Annotated in this window: 14 protein-coding genes and 1 riboswitch; all 14 genes read right to left on the reverse strand. The window is 33.9% G+C overall.

From position 1 onward, the window contains the following. Positions 1-1830: a histidine kinase gene (locus SLH52_RS19085; RefSeq protein WP_320210840.1), complete on the reverse strand. Its 1830-nt coding sequence runs from the start codon at positions 1828-1830 to the stop codon at positions 1-3. A 624-nt stretch (positions 1831-2454) separates the two neighbouring features. Beyond that, the gene (locus SLH52_RS19090) at positions 2455-4113 is read right to left on the reverse strand and encodes an extracellular solute-binding protein (protein WP_320210841.1); all 1659 of its coding nucleotides are present in this window, start codon (positions 4111-4113) and stop codon (positions 2455-2457) included. A gap of 198 nt (positions 4114-4311) precedes the next feature. Further along, positions 4312-5211 carry a carbohydrate ABC transporter permease gene (locus SLH52_RS19095; RefSeq protein ID WP_320210842.1) on the reverse strand — a complete coding sequence of 300 codons (900 nt, stop codon included), beginning with the start codon at positions 5209-5211 and terminating at the stop codon, positions 4312-4314. A 14-nt stretch (positions 5212-5225) separates the two neighbouring features. Next, positions 5226-6197 carry an ABC transporter permease gene (locus SLH52_RS19100; RefSeq protein ID WP_320210843.1) on the reverse strand — a complete coding sequence of 324 codons (972 nt, stop codon included), beginning with the start codon at positions 6195-6197 and terminating at the stop codon, positions 5226-5228. Positions 6198-6538: 341 nt separating this feature from the next. Next, entirely contained in the window at positions 6539-6913 is a 375-nt protein-coding gene (locus SLH52_RS19105) for a DUF1992 domain-containing protein (protein ID WP_320210844.1), read from the reverse strand. 65 nt (positions 6914-6978) lie between these two features. Then, positions 6979-9174: a DNA topoisomerase III gene (locus SLH52_RS19110; RefSeq protein WP_320210845.1), complete on the reverse strand. Its 2196-nt coding sequence runs from the start codon at positions 9172-9174 to the stop codon at positions 6979-6981. A 291-nt stretch (positions 9175-9465) separates the two neighbouring features. Continuing rightward, positions 9466-10041, reverse strand: a complete 576-nt coding sequence (locus tag SLH52_RS19115) for an NAD(P)H-dependent oxidoreductase (protein ID WP_320210874.1) — start codon at positions 10039-10041, stop codon at positions 9466-9468. Positions 10042-10258: 217 nt separating this feature from the next. Continuing rightward, on the reverse strand, positions 10259-11368 hold the full coding sequence (locus SLH52_RS19120) for an ABC transporter permease (protein WP_320210846.1): 1110 nt from the start codon (positions 11366-11368) through the stop codon (positions 10259-10261). Next, a complete protein-coding gene (locus tag SLH52_RS19125; RefSeq protein WP_320210847.1) occupies positions 11365-12639 on the reverse strand; it encodes an ABC transporter permease in 1275 nt (424 codons plus the stop codon). Before SLH52_RS19125 ends, SLH52_RS19120 begins: the two co-directional genes overlap by 4 nt. 4 nt (positions 12640-12643) lie before the next feature. Beyond that, entirely contained in the window at positions 12644-13576 is a 933-nt protein-coding gene (locus SLH52_RS19130; protein WP_320210848.1) for an ABC transporter ATP-binding protein, read from the reverse strand. 148 nt (positions 13577-13724) lie between these two features. Then, positions 13725-13943, reverse strand: coding sequence for a hypothetical protein (locus SLH52_RS19135; protein ID WP_320210849.1), 219 nt, complete (start codon positions 13941-13943; stop codon positions 13725-13727). A 64-nt stretch (positions 13944-14007) separates the two neighbouring features. After that, positions 14008-14403: a GNAT family N-acetyltransferase gene (locus SLH52_RS19140; RefSeq protein WP_320210850.1), complete on the reverse strand. Its 396-nt coding sequence runs from the start codon at positions 14401-14403 to the stop codon at positions 14008-14010. 24 nt (positions 14404-14427) lie between these two features. After that, entirely contained in the window at positions 14428-15060 is a 633-nt protein-coding gene (locus SLH52_RS19145) for a response regulator transcription factor (protein ID WP_320210851.1), read from the reverse strand. A gap of 2 nt (positions 15061-15062) precedes the next feature. Beyond that, positions 15063-16169 carry a sensor histidine kinase gene (locus SLH52_RS19150; RefSeq protein ID WP_320210852.1) on the reverse strand — a complete coding sequence of 369 codons (1107 nt, stop codon included), beginning with the start codon at positions 16167-16169 and terminating at the stop codon, positions 15063-15065. Between the two features lie 282 nt (positions 16170-16451). Next, a riboswitch (SAM riboswitch) is annotated at positions 16452-16570 on the forward strand. The last annotated feature ends 88 nt before the right edge of the window (positions 16571-16658 follow it).

A 16658-nucleotide genomic window follows, 5' to 3' on the forward strand; every position in this document is an offset into this window, starting at 1 on the left:
TTAACACGGTATTTTAATCATTACTTTTGTATGCTGCCCTTTCACACTTTGAATTGACATCCCGTATTCGTTTCCATAATGTATTTTAATTCTCTCATGTACATTTCTAAGACCGATACCGCTTCCATTTTCAGATTCTTCTGTGCGTGACGATGATAAGCTTATCTTCTCATGCAACTCAGCAACTTCTTCTTGCGTCATACCTATCCCATTGTCCGTTATTTCAATATAAATATTTTTCATTTCAACCGAAGCTCTTATATCAATGATTCCTTGTTTGTTATATATGATCGGTGAAATTCCATGTTTGATCGAATTTTCAACGATAGGCTGTAAGGACATTTTTAACACTTCATGTTCTTTCAATTCTTGTGGGATCGTCAGTGTTAATGTAAGACGATTATCTAGACGTAAGTTCATAATATCAACATAGTTTTGAATATGGCTTAACTCTTCAGACAAACTTACAAAATCGTTCTTCCATTTTAAGTTATAGCGCATAATATCACCTAATGATGTGACAGCATCAGATACTTCGTAATTGCCTTCAATTTCAGACATCATCTTAATATTTTCTAACGTATTATAGAGAAAATGGGCATCTATTTGAGTTTTTAATGACCTTAATTCCGCTTCTTTTGTAATAGCTTGTTTGTTAACTGCATCTGCAATTAAACTATTAATTTTTCCTAGCATATTACGGAAATGGTTAGCAAGCTCTCCAAATTCACTACGTTCATCTACTGTAACATCCACTTCAAAATTTCCCTTTTCAACTTTTTTCATCGAATCTATAAGCAAATACATATTTTTCAATAAATAAGAAATTAATTTATACGTGATAATAGACAAAATAATTACTAAAAGGATAATACCACTTAATACTAGATTTCTCGTTTTAGCTGTTTCAGAATATATACTTTCAAGAGATGTAATACTTAACATGTAACTGTTTAACTCATCCATATATGTCGACACTGCGAGGAATCGTTTTTCATTATTCATAAATTGAAAGGATGAAGTTAACTGATTATCAGTTCCAACGAACTTCTCTCTCAATTCATTAATATTCAAATTATTCTCTTGAATAAACGGATTAAAAGGATTATGAACTAGTTTCAAGTTTTGATCAAATACAACAATTGCAGACTCATTTTCGTTCACATTACTAAACATTTTCGGAAAAAAATTCTCTTGCAGCATACTAATTTCAATAATCGCTAAGTGCTCACCTTTAGGGTATTCCAATTCTCTTAAAACAGAAATTTTCGCATCACTAATGTTGAGCGAGCGATTAAGAATGTCAACGTTGTCATTATCGAACCACCAAAGCTCTATGCCATTTCGATTCATTACTTCCTCAAACCATGGCTTATTGTTTATACGACTTTCATCAAATATAACTGGCCACATTTCCTTTATATTAGGGTTAGCTGTATATATACGAATATCATTAATATTAGGGTTATTAAATTGTAACTTAATAATATTTGAATACACATTCGACTTAAAATAAAGTAAATCAGTCGTATTACTGTCATGGTTTTTTTTAATAAAATCAAGAAAATCACGATCTGAAATGACAATTTGCGCTGTTCTTCTCATCGTTTCAATATGGTTCATAATATTAATTTTCTCTAATTCTAGTAAATACTCTTGCTTTTTTGTTGCGTCTCTAATTGCACTGTTAGAGATTTGTTCAGTATAATATAGCGTAAATGCGATAACTGGGACCATAATAATAACTATATAGAGTATAATTAATTTTGTTTGTAATGATAATGAACGGTGATTTAACCGATAGGATGCTATTTTCCTGAAAATTTTCATCTGTTACACATCCCATAAAATGATAGTTAATTATATTATATAAGATTTTAATATAAAAAAGTGTGACAACTTCATTAGAAATGAAAATCTACCATAATTTTCAGCTCGTTCCACCTATAGGCATGTGGAATTTACTTTCTTCGACTAGTAAGTGACATAGAAGGCAACAACAATGAAAGCATTATTATATAGATTTTCATGGGCAACATGGTTTAAATAATTGAAGATGGCTAAACAAATTTAAAAAAGATATCTTCATACTAAGAATAAGCTTATATAGCTGGCTCTCGACTTCTAAAAATACAATATAAATATTGACTCATAGCTTCAAGTGAAAATGACAATTTTGCTTTGTAGAATAATTCTTAAATCATCGTTTACGCATAAATTGTTGCTTTAGAACAAGTAAACAACTAGATATCGTTGCGAAAACGATGTCTGTTGAGTAAAACGACATCTTTATCTTCTATTTTATTTTCGGAAAGAACCTTTTGTTTTAAAAGAGCTTACCATCATGTAACGGTATAACAAAAGACCACGACACTCCCCCCTGTCTAAAAGAAATAAAAAAAAATGCTTTCAAAGGATAATTCCTTCGTAAGCAGCTTTTTTACTCTTTTATTATTATTTTGAAGCATCTATTTTCGCCTTATTTTTTTCATATATATCTTGGCGATATTTATCAATTTTTTCCTGACCAAACTTATCACGTTTTTCAAGGAATTCGTCAAAAATCTTATCGAATTCTTTGTCTGATTCAGCTATTATTAGTTTTGGTAAAACTTTTCCCCACTCTTGAGCAATTTTTAGAGCCGCAACACCTTCTTCAGATGTTCCTGTTGGGTTATAACCATCGAATTCGGCGAAACTTGTCGTTTTACCCTTCGTCCAATCTTCCATCTGTTTGAATGGTTCTACAGATGGTGGCATCCATGGAAGAGTCATGTTTGTATCCATTAACATCCAATACTTATGAGATGCTCCAATTTCTAAGTCAAATTTAGCACGGTCAGCATCTAATAACTCTTGAACATCAGCCGTGAACTGAGGTTTTCCGTCAACAACCTCATATGTTTCACCTTCTATACCGAGGAAAGTATCTTTTTGACCTTCTTCACTAATTAAATAGCTCAAGAAGGCAATCGCTCTCTCCTTATCTTCTACTTCTTTAGAAATTAACGTTATTGTCCATCCAGAGATACTGTCTCCAGCAAGGGTTGGTTCATCACCGTTTGAGTTAGCTGGTCCGTCTACAGCTATATATACGCTGTTAGGATCTTGAGCATATAATGCTTGCTGTTGTGCAGCCATATCACTACGTTGATAAAGCATCGCAAAATATCTACCTTGTGCTATTTTTTCTTCCATTTGTGGACGTTTATCGATAAAAATATCATCCGCAATTAAACCCTTCTCATTTGCTTCTCTTAACGTTTTTAACCAAGATAAATATTCAGAATCTAATCTACGATCATACACTTTACCATCTTTTTCCCATGGTATCGCTAAGAAATTTTGTAAATAATCTTCTAATGAAGAGTTACCTACATCAGTAAACTCATTTAGTCCAAGTGGAATTAAAGGTGCGCCATTCACTTCAGGAAATTTCTCTTTTGCTGCTTCAAGAGCATTTATGAATCCTTCTGGAGTGCTCATGTCAGGGCTACCAATTGCTTCATACATATCTTTTCTAACTAAGAACGTTTGGTTTGATGATTTAAACTCACTATATTTTTCAAAGTCTTTCGGTGAAGATGATGCGTTCGGATAGCCGTAAACGTTTCCATCTTCTTGTTTATACCATTCAAGCTTCGCACCATCAGCTACTTTAAAGAAGTAAGGATCGTATTGGTCAGCTAGCTCATTTAATGGAAGTACTAATTCTCCCTCAATCATTTGCTTGACTGCATCTTCCCACCAACCAATTGTAATAAAGTCAGGTATTTTTCCAGAAGCAATCATCGTATTCATTTTTTCAATTTCATTACCTGCTGGCGATTGGAAGTTAATCGATACTCCAGTTTTATCTGTTACATATTTTGAGATAGCATCTTCTCCCCATTTATGAGCAAACCATGAGAAGTTTACATACCAATCAAACTCTATCGGAGATGTATCAGCCTGCCATGCAGGTTCATCAGCAGTTCTTGTCGTTTTTTCTCCTTCGTCTTTCTGGGAAGCGGTTTCATTTGTTTCCTTACTTCCACATCCTGCAATAATGGAAAGAAATAGTGCTAACACTAATAATAATGATAAGCCCTTTAAAGAAAATACTCTTTTCATAATAAACCCCTTTCTTTTCCTTTTATAAGTTAGAATCTGTTTATGATACTCGTTAGTTAAATACTTTCATAAAGAAAGAGGAACAATTTATTCTATCATAACATCCATTCCTCTTTCTATTAAGTACTCAGTACCATTCAGAGTCCAATATATTTAAATATCTTTTTTAAGTAAAAAGATATTCAAAACAAAATCATATTACCCTTTTACTGATCCAATTAACATTCCTTTAACAAAGTATTTTTGTAGGAATGGATATACTAGGACGATAGGCAATGTCGTAACGACCATCGTTGCTAGTTTAATAGATTGTGATGTAACAGTTCTTGTTGTTATGCCTCCAGGCGCATTAGCTAGCATCTGATTAGAACTGGATTCAGCTACTACCCTATATAAATACGTCTGTATCGGTTGTAAATCAGGATTATTAACAAATATTACCCCTGCAAAGTAGTCATTCCATTGATAAACACCTTGGAATAAGGCTATCGTCGCAATAACAGGCATTGACAACGGAATAATGACTTTAATAAATATCATAAAATCATTGGCGCCATCCATTTTTGCTGCTTCCTCTAGTGACGGTGGTAATTGCCTAAAGAAAGAGACGAAAATAATAAGGTGGAAGAAATTAAACAGTGTCGGGATAATGTATACGAGAAAATTATCAAATAAGCCAATATCTCTTATTAATAGGAAGTAAGGGATTAAACCTCCGTTAAAGAACATCGTAACAACACCGATAAACATGTATATCTTTCTACCAGTTAAATCTTTTCTCGAAAAAGCATACGCTACCATAGCGGTAAAAAACACATGTGCAATTGTTCCGATGACTGTCTTGGCAATTGTAACTCCAAATGATGTAACGATACCCTGGTTAGAAAATACTGCTGCATAGTTTTCTAGCGTAAATTCTCGTGGCCACCAGTAAATTCCTCCTTGCATCGCATCGACACCATCATTTAAAGAATTTACGATAACATACCAAATTGGGTAAATGGTGATAAAACATATGAACAGCATTAATAATAAGTTAAAAGTATCAAAGATATATTCGCTTTTTGTTCTTCGATTCAATTTAAATAGCTTTAACATAAGTCAGTCACCTCCTAGAATAACGTTGTTCCGTCTAGTTTTTTAGTAATCTTGTTTGCACCTAACAACAATATGAAGGCGATGACTGCTTTAAATAACCCAATTGCTGCTGCATAGGAGAAACGACCATTTTGGATACCCGTTGAATAAACGTATATGTCTATAACATTACTAGCGCTTTCATTTAATTGATTACGTAATATTAAGATTTGATCAAAGTTTGAATTTAACACACCACTGACAGCTAGGATAAATAAGATTGTAATTGTTGGACGAATCGATGGTAAAGTTACGTGCCACATTCTTTGCAAGCGACCTGCCCCATCAATTCTTGCCGATTCGTATAGCTCAGGAGAGACACCTGCGATTGCTGCTAAATAAATTATCGCTGACCAACCTAGCTCTTTCCATATATCGGATGTGATAACAATTCCCCAAAAGTATTTCGGATCAGCTAAATAACTTACTCGCTCATCGACGATTCCTAAACCTAGTAGAATATCATTAATAAATCCGATATCAGCTAACCATGTTGTGACAATTCCGCCTAACACAACCCACGAAAGAAAGTGAGGTAAATAGGTAATTGTTTGAACTGCTTTTTTGAATTTTAATGACGTTAGCTCATTTAATAATAGTGCGAAAATAATCGGTAATGGAAAACCAATAAATAGTTTAATTAAACTAATTCCAAGTGTGTTTTTCAGTACATTTACAAATTCCTCATCTTGCAAAAATTCCTTGAAATGCATTAAGCCGACCCAAGGCGCTTCTGCAATCGATTTAATAATACTGTACTCTTTAAAAGCTATAATAGCCCCATACATAGGGATGTAATTAAATATAAACATCCATACGACTCCGAGAAGAGCCATGACTTGTAAATATTTTTGTGAAATTATTGTTCTGGATACTTTTTTTACTTTTTCTTTTTTTGTACTGGTGATAATGACTTCCTCAGAAGCTTGGTCAATTTTTGCATCCATATGTTCACCACCTCTTATACTCGATGTGTTCTCTCTACATATATTGTAAGAAATGTTTTCGCTCCTTTTAAGTAAGGAAATTTTGTATTAGGTCACATTATTTTAGATATACATACCCTCAAAAGGATTGATATGAAAGCAATGGAATCGTTTTCTTAAATTGTTCACATTTTATAATTTACATCTTCTTTGTTGTTTATTTTTTACTAAATCGTTTTCGTTATGGCTATAATCGAGAACACAAAAAGGACAAGTAACCTGTTACTTGTCCTAGTAATAAACATACGATTCTACAGAAACGTTGTATATATTTTTTAGCTCTAATCACTTAGTAGAATGACTTACCAAAGCTTGTTATGAAGTTGTTGCTGATATTGTTTAAAGGCAGAGGAATTCGAAGACACTGTTCTTTTTTCCATCAGTTGATTAAAACGAATCATTTTTTCGTTTAACCTATTTGTTAATTTGATTTTTTCGTCTTCATTTTGAGTTGATGCAATCAACTGTTCGATTGTCATCATTTCTTTCTTTAATTCATCTGCTTCCTGCATCATTCCAGCATTTTTTAACAATTTATAGCTCATACGGAGGTGTTCTGGTATATGTGATAAATCTTCTAAGACTAGGGGCTTTCCCTTACCCGGAAGGTGATTAAAATCCCCGTCGCTATATGCCCTTTTTATTTTATCTTCGGCAATGATTGATACAATATCCATACTTTATCCCTCCTTTGTGTAATAATTCTTTATATTCTTATTATATCTTATAAGCTCCGTCGTGTTCACTTATTTAATTTTAACTTTGCTAACGCTTCAGCTAAGGCAGGGTTTTTCAAATCATCACTTTGTTTATCTTGTTTCTTTAAATAGTTCGATACTTCTCGTTTCGAAACATTTTTATTTTTCGAGCTTTTTCTACGTTCATTAAAAGTAGATAGTTTTTCACGATGACCACAGCTACAGACAAAAATTTGTCCTTCTCCTTCTCCACGTAGCTCTAGTTTTTTTCGGCAGTTCGGGCACCGTGCATTCGTTACTTTTGAAACATTTTTCCGATGACCACATTCACGATCTTGACAAACAAGCATCTTCCCTTTCTTACCGTTTACTTCTAGCATTGGTTTTCCACAATCAGGGCATTTTTTTCCTGTTATATTATCGTGCTTAAATTTCTTGTCACTATTTTTTATCTTATGAACAACATCCTTTGCGTAATGTTTCATTTCATTTATAAATGCTGTTTTTTGGAGTGATCCTTTTGAAATAGCCTCTAGTTTTTGTTCCCATTCTGCTGTAAGTTCCGGTGATTTTAAATCCTCAGGAACTAGGTCAAGCAGTTGTTTCCCTTTGGAAGTAATAAAGATACTTTTCCCTCTTTTTTCTATTAAAAAGCTATTAAATAGTTTTTCAATAATATCTGCTCTTGTAGCTACCGTACCAAGTCCACCAGTTTTTCCAATTGTATTTATTAATTGTTTATCGTTCTTTTTCATATAGTTTTTAGGATTTTCCATTGCAGACAATAAGCTAGCTTCAGTGAACGATTCAGGAGGTTTCGTTTCTCCTGTTGTTTGAGAAACTGCTGTTATTTGCAATACATCTCCTTTTGAAATGCTAGGTAACGTTTGTTCAGAAATAACATCGTTTACTTCGTCATCAAATTGATTTTCATAAACCTCTTTCCACCCTTGGTTTATAATACGCTTCCCTTTGGCAATAAATTGCTCACTAGCAATTGATGTAACTATTGTTGTTTGTTCATATTCAAATGGAGGGAATAGTACAGCTAAAAACCGTTTCACTACTAAATCATATATCTTTCTCTCTTTGTCACTAAGTGAGCTTAACATGGCTGATTGCTCAGTTGGAATGATGGCATGGTGATCAGAAACCTTACTATTATCAACAAAGGATTTCTTCGACTTAATTGGTTGTTTCAATATTTTCATTGCTAATTTTGCATATGGCTGAACACTACAAGCATCAACTCTATCCTTTAATGTTGCCACAATATCTGTAGATATATATCTTGAATCTGTACGTGGATATGTTAATAATTTATGCTGCTCGTACAGCTTTTGCATTATAGACAGCGTTTCTTTCGCAGAATACCCAAAGCGCTTATTAGCATCTCTTTGTAGTTCTGTTAAATCATAAAGCTGTGGTGCATAGCTCTTTTTAGCTGTTTTATTCACATCCACAACTTGTGCATGTTTATTTTTTACTGCTAAAAGAGTGTTTTCACATTTATCTTTTGAAAATGTTTTAGTGTCCTTTGTTTTATTATCTAACCACACTAGTTTCAAATGATCCTTCGTTACTGCTTGAATTCCATAATATGTCTTTGGATTGAAGTTACGAATTTCTTCTTCTCTTTTTGCAATCATTGCAATTGTTGGTGTTTGCACTCTTCCACAAGACAACTGAGCATTAAATTTAGTCGTTAATGCACGCGTTGCATTAATACCTACATACCAATCAGCTTCAGCCCGGGCTACAGCAGAAGCATATAGGTTTTCATAACTTTTTCCATCCCTTAATTTTCGAAAGCCCTCTGTAATAGCCTTATCTGTAACAGATGATATCCAAAGGCGCTTGATTGGTTTATTAATACGTACTTTTTCAAGAATCCACCTAGCTACAAGCTCACCCTCTCGACCAGCATCTGTGGCAATAACTACTTCCTTAACATCTTTCCTATTTAATTGTGCCTTTACAGCATTAAATTGCTTACTCGTTTTTTTAATAACTACGAGCTTTGCACGGTTAGGAAGCATTGGTAAATCTTCTAACTTCCATGACTTATATTTCACGTCATATGCTTCTGGATCAGCTAATGTGACTAAATGACCTAGTGCCCATGTGACGATGTATTTATCTCCTTCAAAAAATCCATTTCCTTTTTTCTTACATTTCAATACTCTTGCTATATCTCTGCCTACTGAAGGCTTTTCAGCTAATACTACAGTCTTACTCATCAAAAAATCCTCTCTTTGTTTGCTACCTTTTAGTTTAACATATTTGCTAAGAGCATTTCTCTGTATGGCCACCTCACTACGATACAAAATATATTGCCAATACCATTATGCTATTATTTCTAAACATACAACCAAAGCATTCATTTACATTACGAGTTTAACAGAGTACAATGGCTATCCATTGAATAGCATCAAGCTACTTACACTTTCTAAAGAAACTATAACGATTAAGCCCCTTCACCTTAAGCACTTGGCTGTAAGTAAAGGGGCAAATACAATAAATTTAGTGAATTATGCCGATGAAATGCCTAATTGTTTTATTTCTTTTAGCCACGTTTGTCTTTTGTCATCTGTTGATTGGCTTATAGGTCCGATTGTTGTAACCTTAACGGGATTAATTCCGCAAAACTTAAGCGTACTCCTTTTCATGGCATTATGTCCCGGCTTCCCATAAACTAAATTGTAATACCATTTTGGTGAATCCATTGTAACAATTAACCTCGTAGACCTCCCTTTTAATAGTTTTTCAGGAAGCGGGCCTTCAGTATATTTAAAAGCAAATCCCGGTGAAAAAACCCGATCTATAAATCCTTTTAATAATGCAGGCATCGTTCCCCACCATGTTGGATACGTAAATACAATATGATCCGACCATTTTATGAATTCCTGAGCCTTCTGTAAATCTTGCTCAAACTCCATTGTTTGACCATACCCTTTAAGAATTGGATTAAATTTCAACTGAGCAAGAGAAAGCTCTCGAACTTCGTTATCACCTTCTAATGCACCATCTTTATAGGCTTTCCCTAACGCTGAACAGAAACTATTACCATTTGGGTGTCCATTAATAATTAATATGCCCTTCAAAATAAAACCCTCCCAATACGAATTATTCACACTTTTTTCTAGCTGTTACTTAAGATCTAAACACGTATACATATAGCATTCAGGGAGCTTTTCTTCTATAAACATTGACTGCTGAGTAATACTACATCTTTATCTTCTTGCTTAGGAACTATAGCAACACAGTTTACGTAAAGAGCCTTACGAAAAGAATCTTCATATAAAAGACTCATTAAACGTTTATCTACGTTTGTCTTCGTTCAATAAAATTAATTCCTACACCCATCATCAACACACCCATCAAACATAAAATACTAATTGGAAAGATAAAATCACTCATTGAATAATCATATATAACTGCTCCCTTTAAGAGCTCCATTCCATAAGTAAGCGGTAAAACCTTCGAGATTGCTAATAAAACTTCAGATGTAACGATTTCAATTGGCCAATAGGCTCCACTAATCATCGCCATACTTACAGAAATAATTGGGATTAATGCATTAAAATGCTGAATATTTTTTACAAATCCTGTTAACATCACTGATAAAGCTACGATGGAAAAGACGTAAGGTACGAGGAGCAATAGCACTTTCCAAAACGCTCCATTAAAATCTATATTTGTTAAGTATCGAAAAACGAGAAATATGATGACAACTTGGAAATAACCTGCTAAAAATGTATACATCAGATTACCAACATACATTTCCCATTTACGTACAGGTGACAATATCATTCGATCCCAAACCCCGTCTTTTTTTTCTTGTAAAATACTTGATACATTAATGGCAATCGTAAATATAACAAAGAAAAGGGCACTTCCAAACAAACCTTGCACATTTGCATCATATAAGAATGCATCACTTGAATGAAAATATTCTTTATTGATCGTAAAAACTTGATTATTTTCTAATGAGTTAAATGCCTCTACTATAGGCTCAGTGCTGAAATCCTGTTGTTCGGCTTCCACTATTAAAGCCTGTATTTGCATATGATTGATATACTTTTGCTGTACGTATTGCTTAATGACCATTTGGTTTTCTGTGTTTGCAGCAATAATGAGATCGAATCCTCGCTCTTTAAGAATCACTCCCGCCTCAGCTTTTCCTTCTGCTACTATTTCATTTAGTTCTTCTTTGCTCATTAAATTAAAACTGAATGCATCAGATTTTTTAAGCTCATTTATAAAGTCAGTCGTTGCTTGTTCTGACAAGTCACTATATACAGGTACGCTAATTGATTGTTCAGTACCCTTACCTATAAACAATGCAATAAGCATACAAACAGCTGTCATAATAATATATGCCCATGGTTTTCGCATTAACAACCGGAATTTTGTCTTTAATATCGTAATCATAATGCACCTCTCCTTTTCGGAAAGCTCACGATTGAACATAATAGAAGAACAATTCCTATTATTAATAAAGTGAGTAATGATGGGATTACATCTGTTATAGAATACCCTTGTAATATTTTCAAATAAGCTGTCATACCTGCTCCATTAGGTGTGATTTTCGAGAAAAATGCCATAGACTCAGACATTTGTGCTGTAGGCATCATACTCCCACCTAAAAAAGCAATAACTGGAATACCAACTGAAGAGAAAAAGGTAGATATTTCTTCTGATTTGAAACGATAATTTAACGATGTCATAAGCACAGCGAGACCACCTGTCGTAAAGCATATTGACAATGTAACAACTAAGAATGCTCCTAATGAACTCCACGTTACTTGATAAACAAGGGCGACGACACCATATAATATACATAACTGGAAAAATGCTAGTAAGACAGCCGAACAAAATATACTTGTAAAATAGACCCTCCTAGATACGTTTGCTAACATGATACGATCAAAGACGAGCGACTCTTTTTCAACATGGGCAAATGACCCTATCGTTGTTGCGATATACAGAACGAACATGACACTCATCCCTATCGCATAGTAGCCGAGAGAAGTAACTGGCTCCCGTTTTGTCACAGTTTCCGTGTTGACCTCAATATCATTTGGATTGGCATATACTTGTTCTGTTATCACACCTTGTTTTCCCAAAGTAACAAATGTAGAAAGCTGATTTTGAAAAAACATTATTACGTCTTCAACTATTTTTGATGTTATATCTTTGCCTTCATTAACATAAAAACTTAGCTCTGGTATGGTATCTGCAGTAAAAAACATTGAATTCAATATGTCATACGTAAAGTTTTCTGGTGTTTCAATGATCACAGCATATGTGTCATCACTTTTTAACTGTTCAATCTCGTTCCCATCAAATTCTTCAATCGATAAGAACGATGAAAGCTCCTCATTTCTAAATATTTCATTTTTCATAATGTCAATCGGTGATAGTTCACTTGCAACTGCTGTAATGACTTCTTTTTGCTCATCCGGCAATTGTTTTTCTGCTAAATCATTAATAAAACGATTGATTTCATCCTGTTCACTTCCAATTTGAATAAGTGCTACTTTAGCATCGATTTCAAGATGATCACCATCCATCACACCGCTTAAAGCAAAACCTAAAATCGTGATTAATATTAGTGGCATACCAAGTAACAACAGCAATTCTGGCCGATTTCTAAGAAATAGTAACAATTGTTTTTTGAGTAAATACCAAAACATATTCATCACCTCAATTCCTTAATGCTCTTCCTGTTAAATGAAGAAAAACATCTTCTAATGTAGGGACTTTTACTTCAACCGAAGTGATCGTTGTATCAGTTTCCTCAGCGAGTCTAAACAATTCACTAAATAAATTCACTTCCTTAGCTACAATAATTGTAACTAATTGATTTTCAGTTGATAGTTTATTAATAAGAGGGTGATTCTTAAGTGAATAAATAAAGTCATCCTTCAACCTCTCAACTTTTATTTCTAGCGTTTTTTCATTTGATAAAATATTTTTGATTTCATCCTTTGTACCAGAAGCAATAATTCTTCCTTGGTCCATAATATAAATTCGATCGCAAATAAATTCGACCTCCTCCATATAGTGACTCGTATATAAAACCGTCATTTGCTTTTCTTGATTTAAATGTTTAACAGTCTGTAAAATATAATTTCTAGATTGTGGATCAATTCCTACTGTAGGTTCATCCATGATGATAATTTCTGGTTCATGTAAAAGGGCTACACCGATATTTAAACGACGCTTCATCCCACCTGAAAAGTTTTTTACTAATTCCTTTTTCTTCTCTTCAAGTCCAATAATTTGAAGAACTTCTTCAACTTGTTTTTTAAGCTGTGATCCTTTTAATCTATGAACACTGCCAAAAAATTCAAGATTTTCTTTCGCAGTTAAATCAGGATATAATGCGATGTCTTGAGGGACAACTCCAAGTATTTCTCTAAGCGACTGCGGATTTTTTAACACACTAGTATTGTTTAAGCGCACATCACCACTCGTAGGTGCTATGAGTGTAGAAATCATCGAAATAGCAGTAGATTTTCCTGCTCCATTTGGCCCGAGCAGACCAATTGTTTCTCCTCGCTCTAAAAACATATTTGCTCCATCCACAGCGACGATTTGTTTGAATTTCTTCTTCAACTCTACAACTTCTAACAATATTATCGCCTCCTCTTTCTAACTAACTATTTATATCGTACAGTCTTTCACTGACATTTCACACTGTCTGTCGTCACCACTTTGAATGATAAACATGACCTTAGTCACATGATTATTCAAATGTGCAAATTTTCGCCTTACTGTCCAATTATCTTCTTTTACTGTCTATGCTCATGCGCTTTCTGTCTGAATTTCTTCTTTTACTGTCCGTATTCATATGTTTACTGTCCGAACTTCTACTTTTACTGTCCAATTCATCACTTTTACTTTTACTGTCCGCACTCTTGCGTTTACTGTCCAAATCTCTTCTTTTACTGTCCGTATTCATATGTTTACTGTCCGAACTTACTTTTACTGTCCAATTCATCACTTTTACTGAAAGAAACGAAAAAAAGAGCCTCGTCGGCTCCCTACCTACACACTACGTTAGATCAATGTTTTCTCGGAATCCTAAATGCATTATCAAGCTTTGTAAACCCAATGTTAGGATAATAATCCATCGCTTGTTTTGAAGATAATAAAATAAGTGCCACTTGATCACCCACAAACTGTTGGGTGATCGCAATTAATTCTTTGCCAATTCCTCTTTGTTGAAATGGTGCTGACACAGCTAAATCAGATAAGTAACAACAATAATAGTAATCGGTTATTGAACGTGCAATACCCACAAGCTCATCTCCATTCCAAGCACTCACAACGATGTTAGAATGTGAAAACATCTTCTCAATTCTATCAAGGTCATCATAAGGTCGCTTTATACCAGAACTTTGGAGTACATGTGCAATATCTTGCGGACTTATTGGCATATTAATCTTGTAATTAATCACCGTACTTTTCTCCTTTTTATCTGCTTACGTAATATCATTTTTCACAGCAAAGATGGCAAGTTGTGTGCGATCCCGTAAATCAAGTTTCTGTAGTATTTGCGTAATATGGTTTTTTACAGTGCCAATTGACAAGTGTAGCTCCTGAGAAATTTCCTTATTTGTTTTTCCTTCGCCTACTAACTTTGTTACAGCAAGCTCACGGTTTGTTAATGGAATGTCTATTTTTTCCCGATGTCTATCTGTCAATAACCGAGGCATCACTTTAGCAGCTACTTCGTCATGTATAGTCATACCACCGTTTAAGCTACTATGTATTGCACTAACGAGTTTCGCTGGTTCAGCTGTCTTTAGCATAAAGCCATTTGCACCGTCTTTTAGTGCTTGCATTGCGTATTCATCATCATTAAACGTAGTTAATATTAATATTTTTACTTGTGGCCATCGCTGTTTAATTATTCTAGTAGCTTCGAGACCATTCATTTCGGGCATTCGTATATCCATTACAACAACGTCAACCAAATGCTTCTCCAATTGTTCAATTGCCTCATGGCCATTTCCAGCTTGAGCCACTACTTGAAATTGGTCTTCTTGTTCAATCATCATGACAAGTCCCTGCCTAACAATTGCCTGGTCTTCTACTACAATAATGTTATACATATTTATATAACCTCCTTTGCATATACAGGAAATGATCCTTTAACTACAAAATGAGACTCTGTTTGATTGAAGTTTATATCCCCATTTAGCTCTTCAACACGTTTCCGCATGTTACTTAGTCCAAATCCTATAGTAAAAGATTCAGTTTTAAAAATCTTATTCGTCACTTCAAAATAAAGATCTCCAACAGCTGATTTACCAATTGTTACAAATACTTCACGAGATTGTGCATGACGCATCGCATTTGTTAGTGCCTCTTGTATAACTCTATATAAAGTAACGCTTTGTTGATTGGATAAGCTCACAGATAAAGCTCCTTGTTTTGTCGTAAAATGCACGAGTATATGACTCTCTGATTCTAACTTTCTAATTAATTGAAGCACTGACGACAGACCTTCAAATTCCTCATCTTTTAGTGTTTTAACCGCATGCCTCGTTTCTTCTAAACTTTCACGAACAAGTTCTTTCAAAATTCCATATTCCTGTCGTTTTTCTTTCATCGAAAGTATTTCGATTTGCATAAGCAATGCTGTTAATTTATGACCGACCGAATCATGAATCTCACGAGCAATTCCTGTTCTTTCTTCTAATCGAGCTGCCCGTTCATTTCGTAAACTAATGCGTTTTAGATTTCGATATTCACCTAAAAGCTCCTCATACATGTCTTGTTTATAATTGGTCTCCGTCATTTTTTTATTTAACAAAATACTCAAATAATAACAAAATATGAGTATAACAACTAATTCAATATTTATAGCATTAGTAAAAATCAGCAGCATACCCATTAAACCGACACTAACAACTGAAAATAGTTGATATTGCTTTTGTGATAATAATGAAATAGCATCTATCGTTATATACAAAAATAGTAATTTACTAAATGTATTTTCGTCTTGAATAAACAAAACACTCGAAACAAACAACATGCAAAGAAGCAGAAAATAGAATATTATCTTTTTTTTAACAATAGGGATGAAAAAGAAACAGACGAACGACAAAGCACAAACCAAAATGGATATGTACCACCTTGTTGAATGAGATACTTCTACATAGAGAAACCCTCCCCACAAAGCTGAAAAAGTAGTCAACCTTATTAAAAAGGTTTTCATATATAACACACCACCTGCATACAATTTACCTAATTATTTTCTGTAGTTTTTATCCTTGTTGAACATAGTATATATTGATCATACCATTTTTTAACTTATAAAAAAATTCTAAAAATATCTTGCAAAACAGTCAAATCTATTGTAAATTTATATGCAATCAATATTTAATACATTAACTCATTCAACTTAAAAATGAATCAGGTGGTAAATGTATCCCACGTGATCCGGTAGCTCCTTCTTTTAGAGGTAGGAGTCTTAAAAACTAAGATAAATAAACAATTCATCTTATCAAGAGAGGTGGAGGGACTGGCCCTTTGAAACCTCAGCAACCAGCCATATTTATGGTCAGGTGCTAAATCCAGCAAGCGAAATGTATATACTTTTCGCTTGGAAGATAAGGAGAGCTGATGATTAAACTCAAAGCCTTCTTATCAGAAGGTTTTTTTTATTACTCTTTTATAGATTTATAAGTCCGTACTTAACGTTCTA

It is taken from the genome of Cytobacillus sp. IB215665 (genome assembly GCF_033963835.1).
Taxonomy (GTDB): Bacteria; Bacillota; Bacilli; order Bacillales; family SM2101; genus Nanhaiella.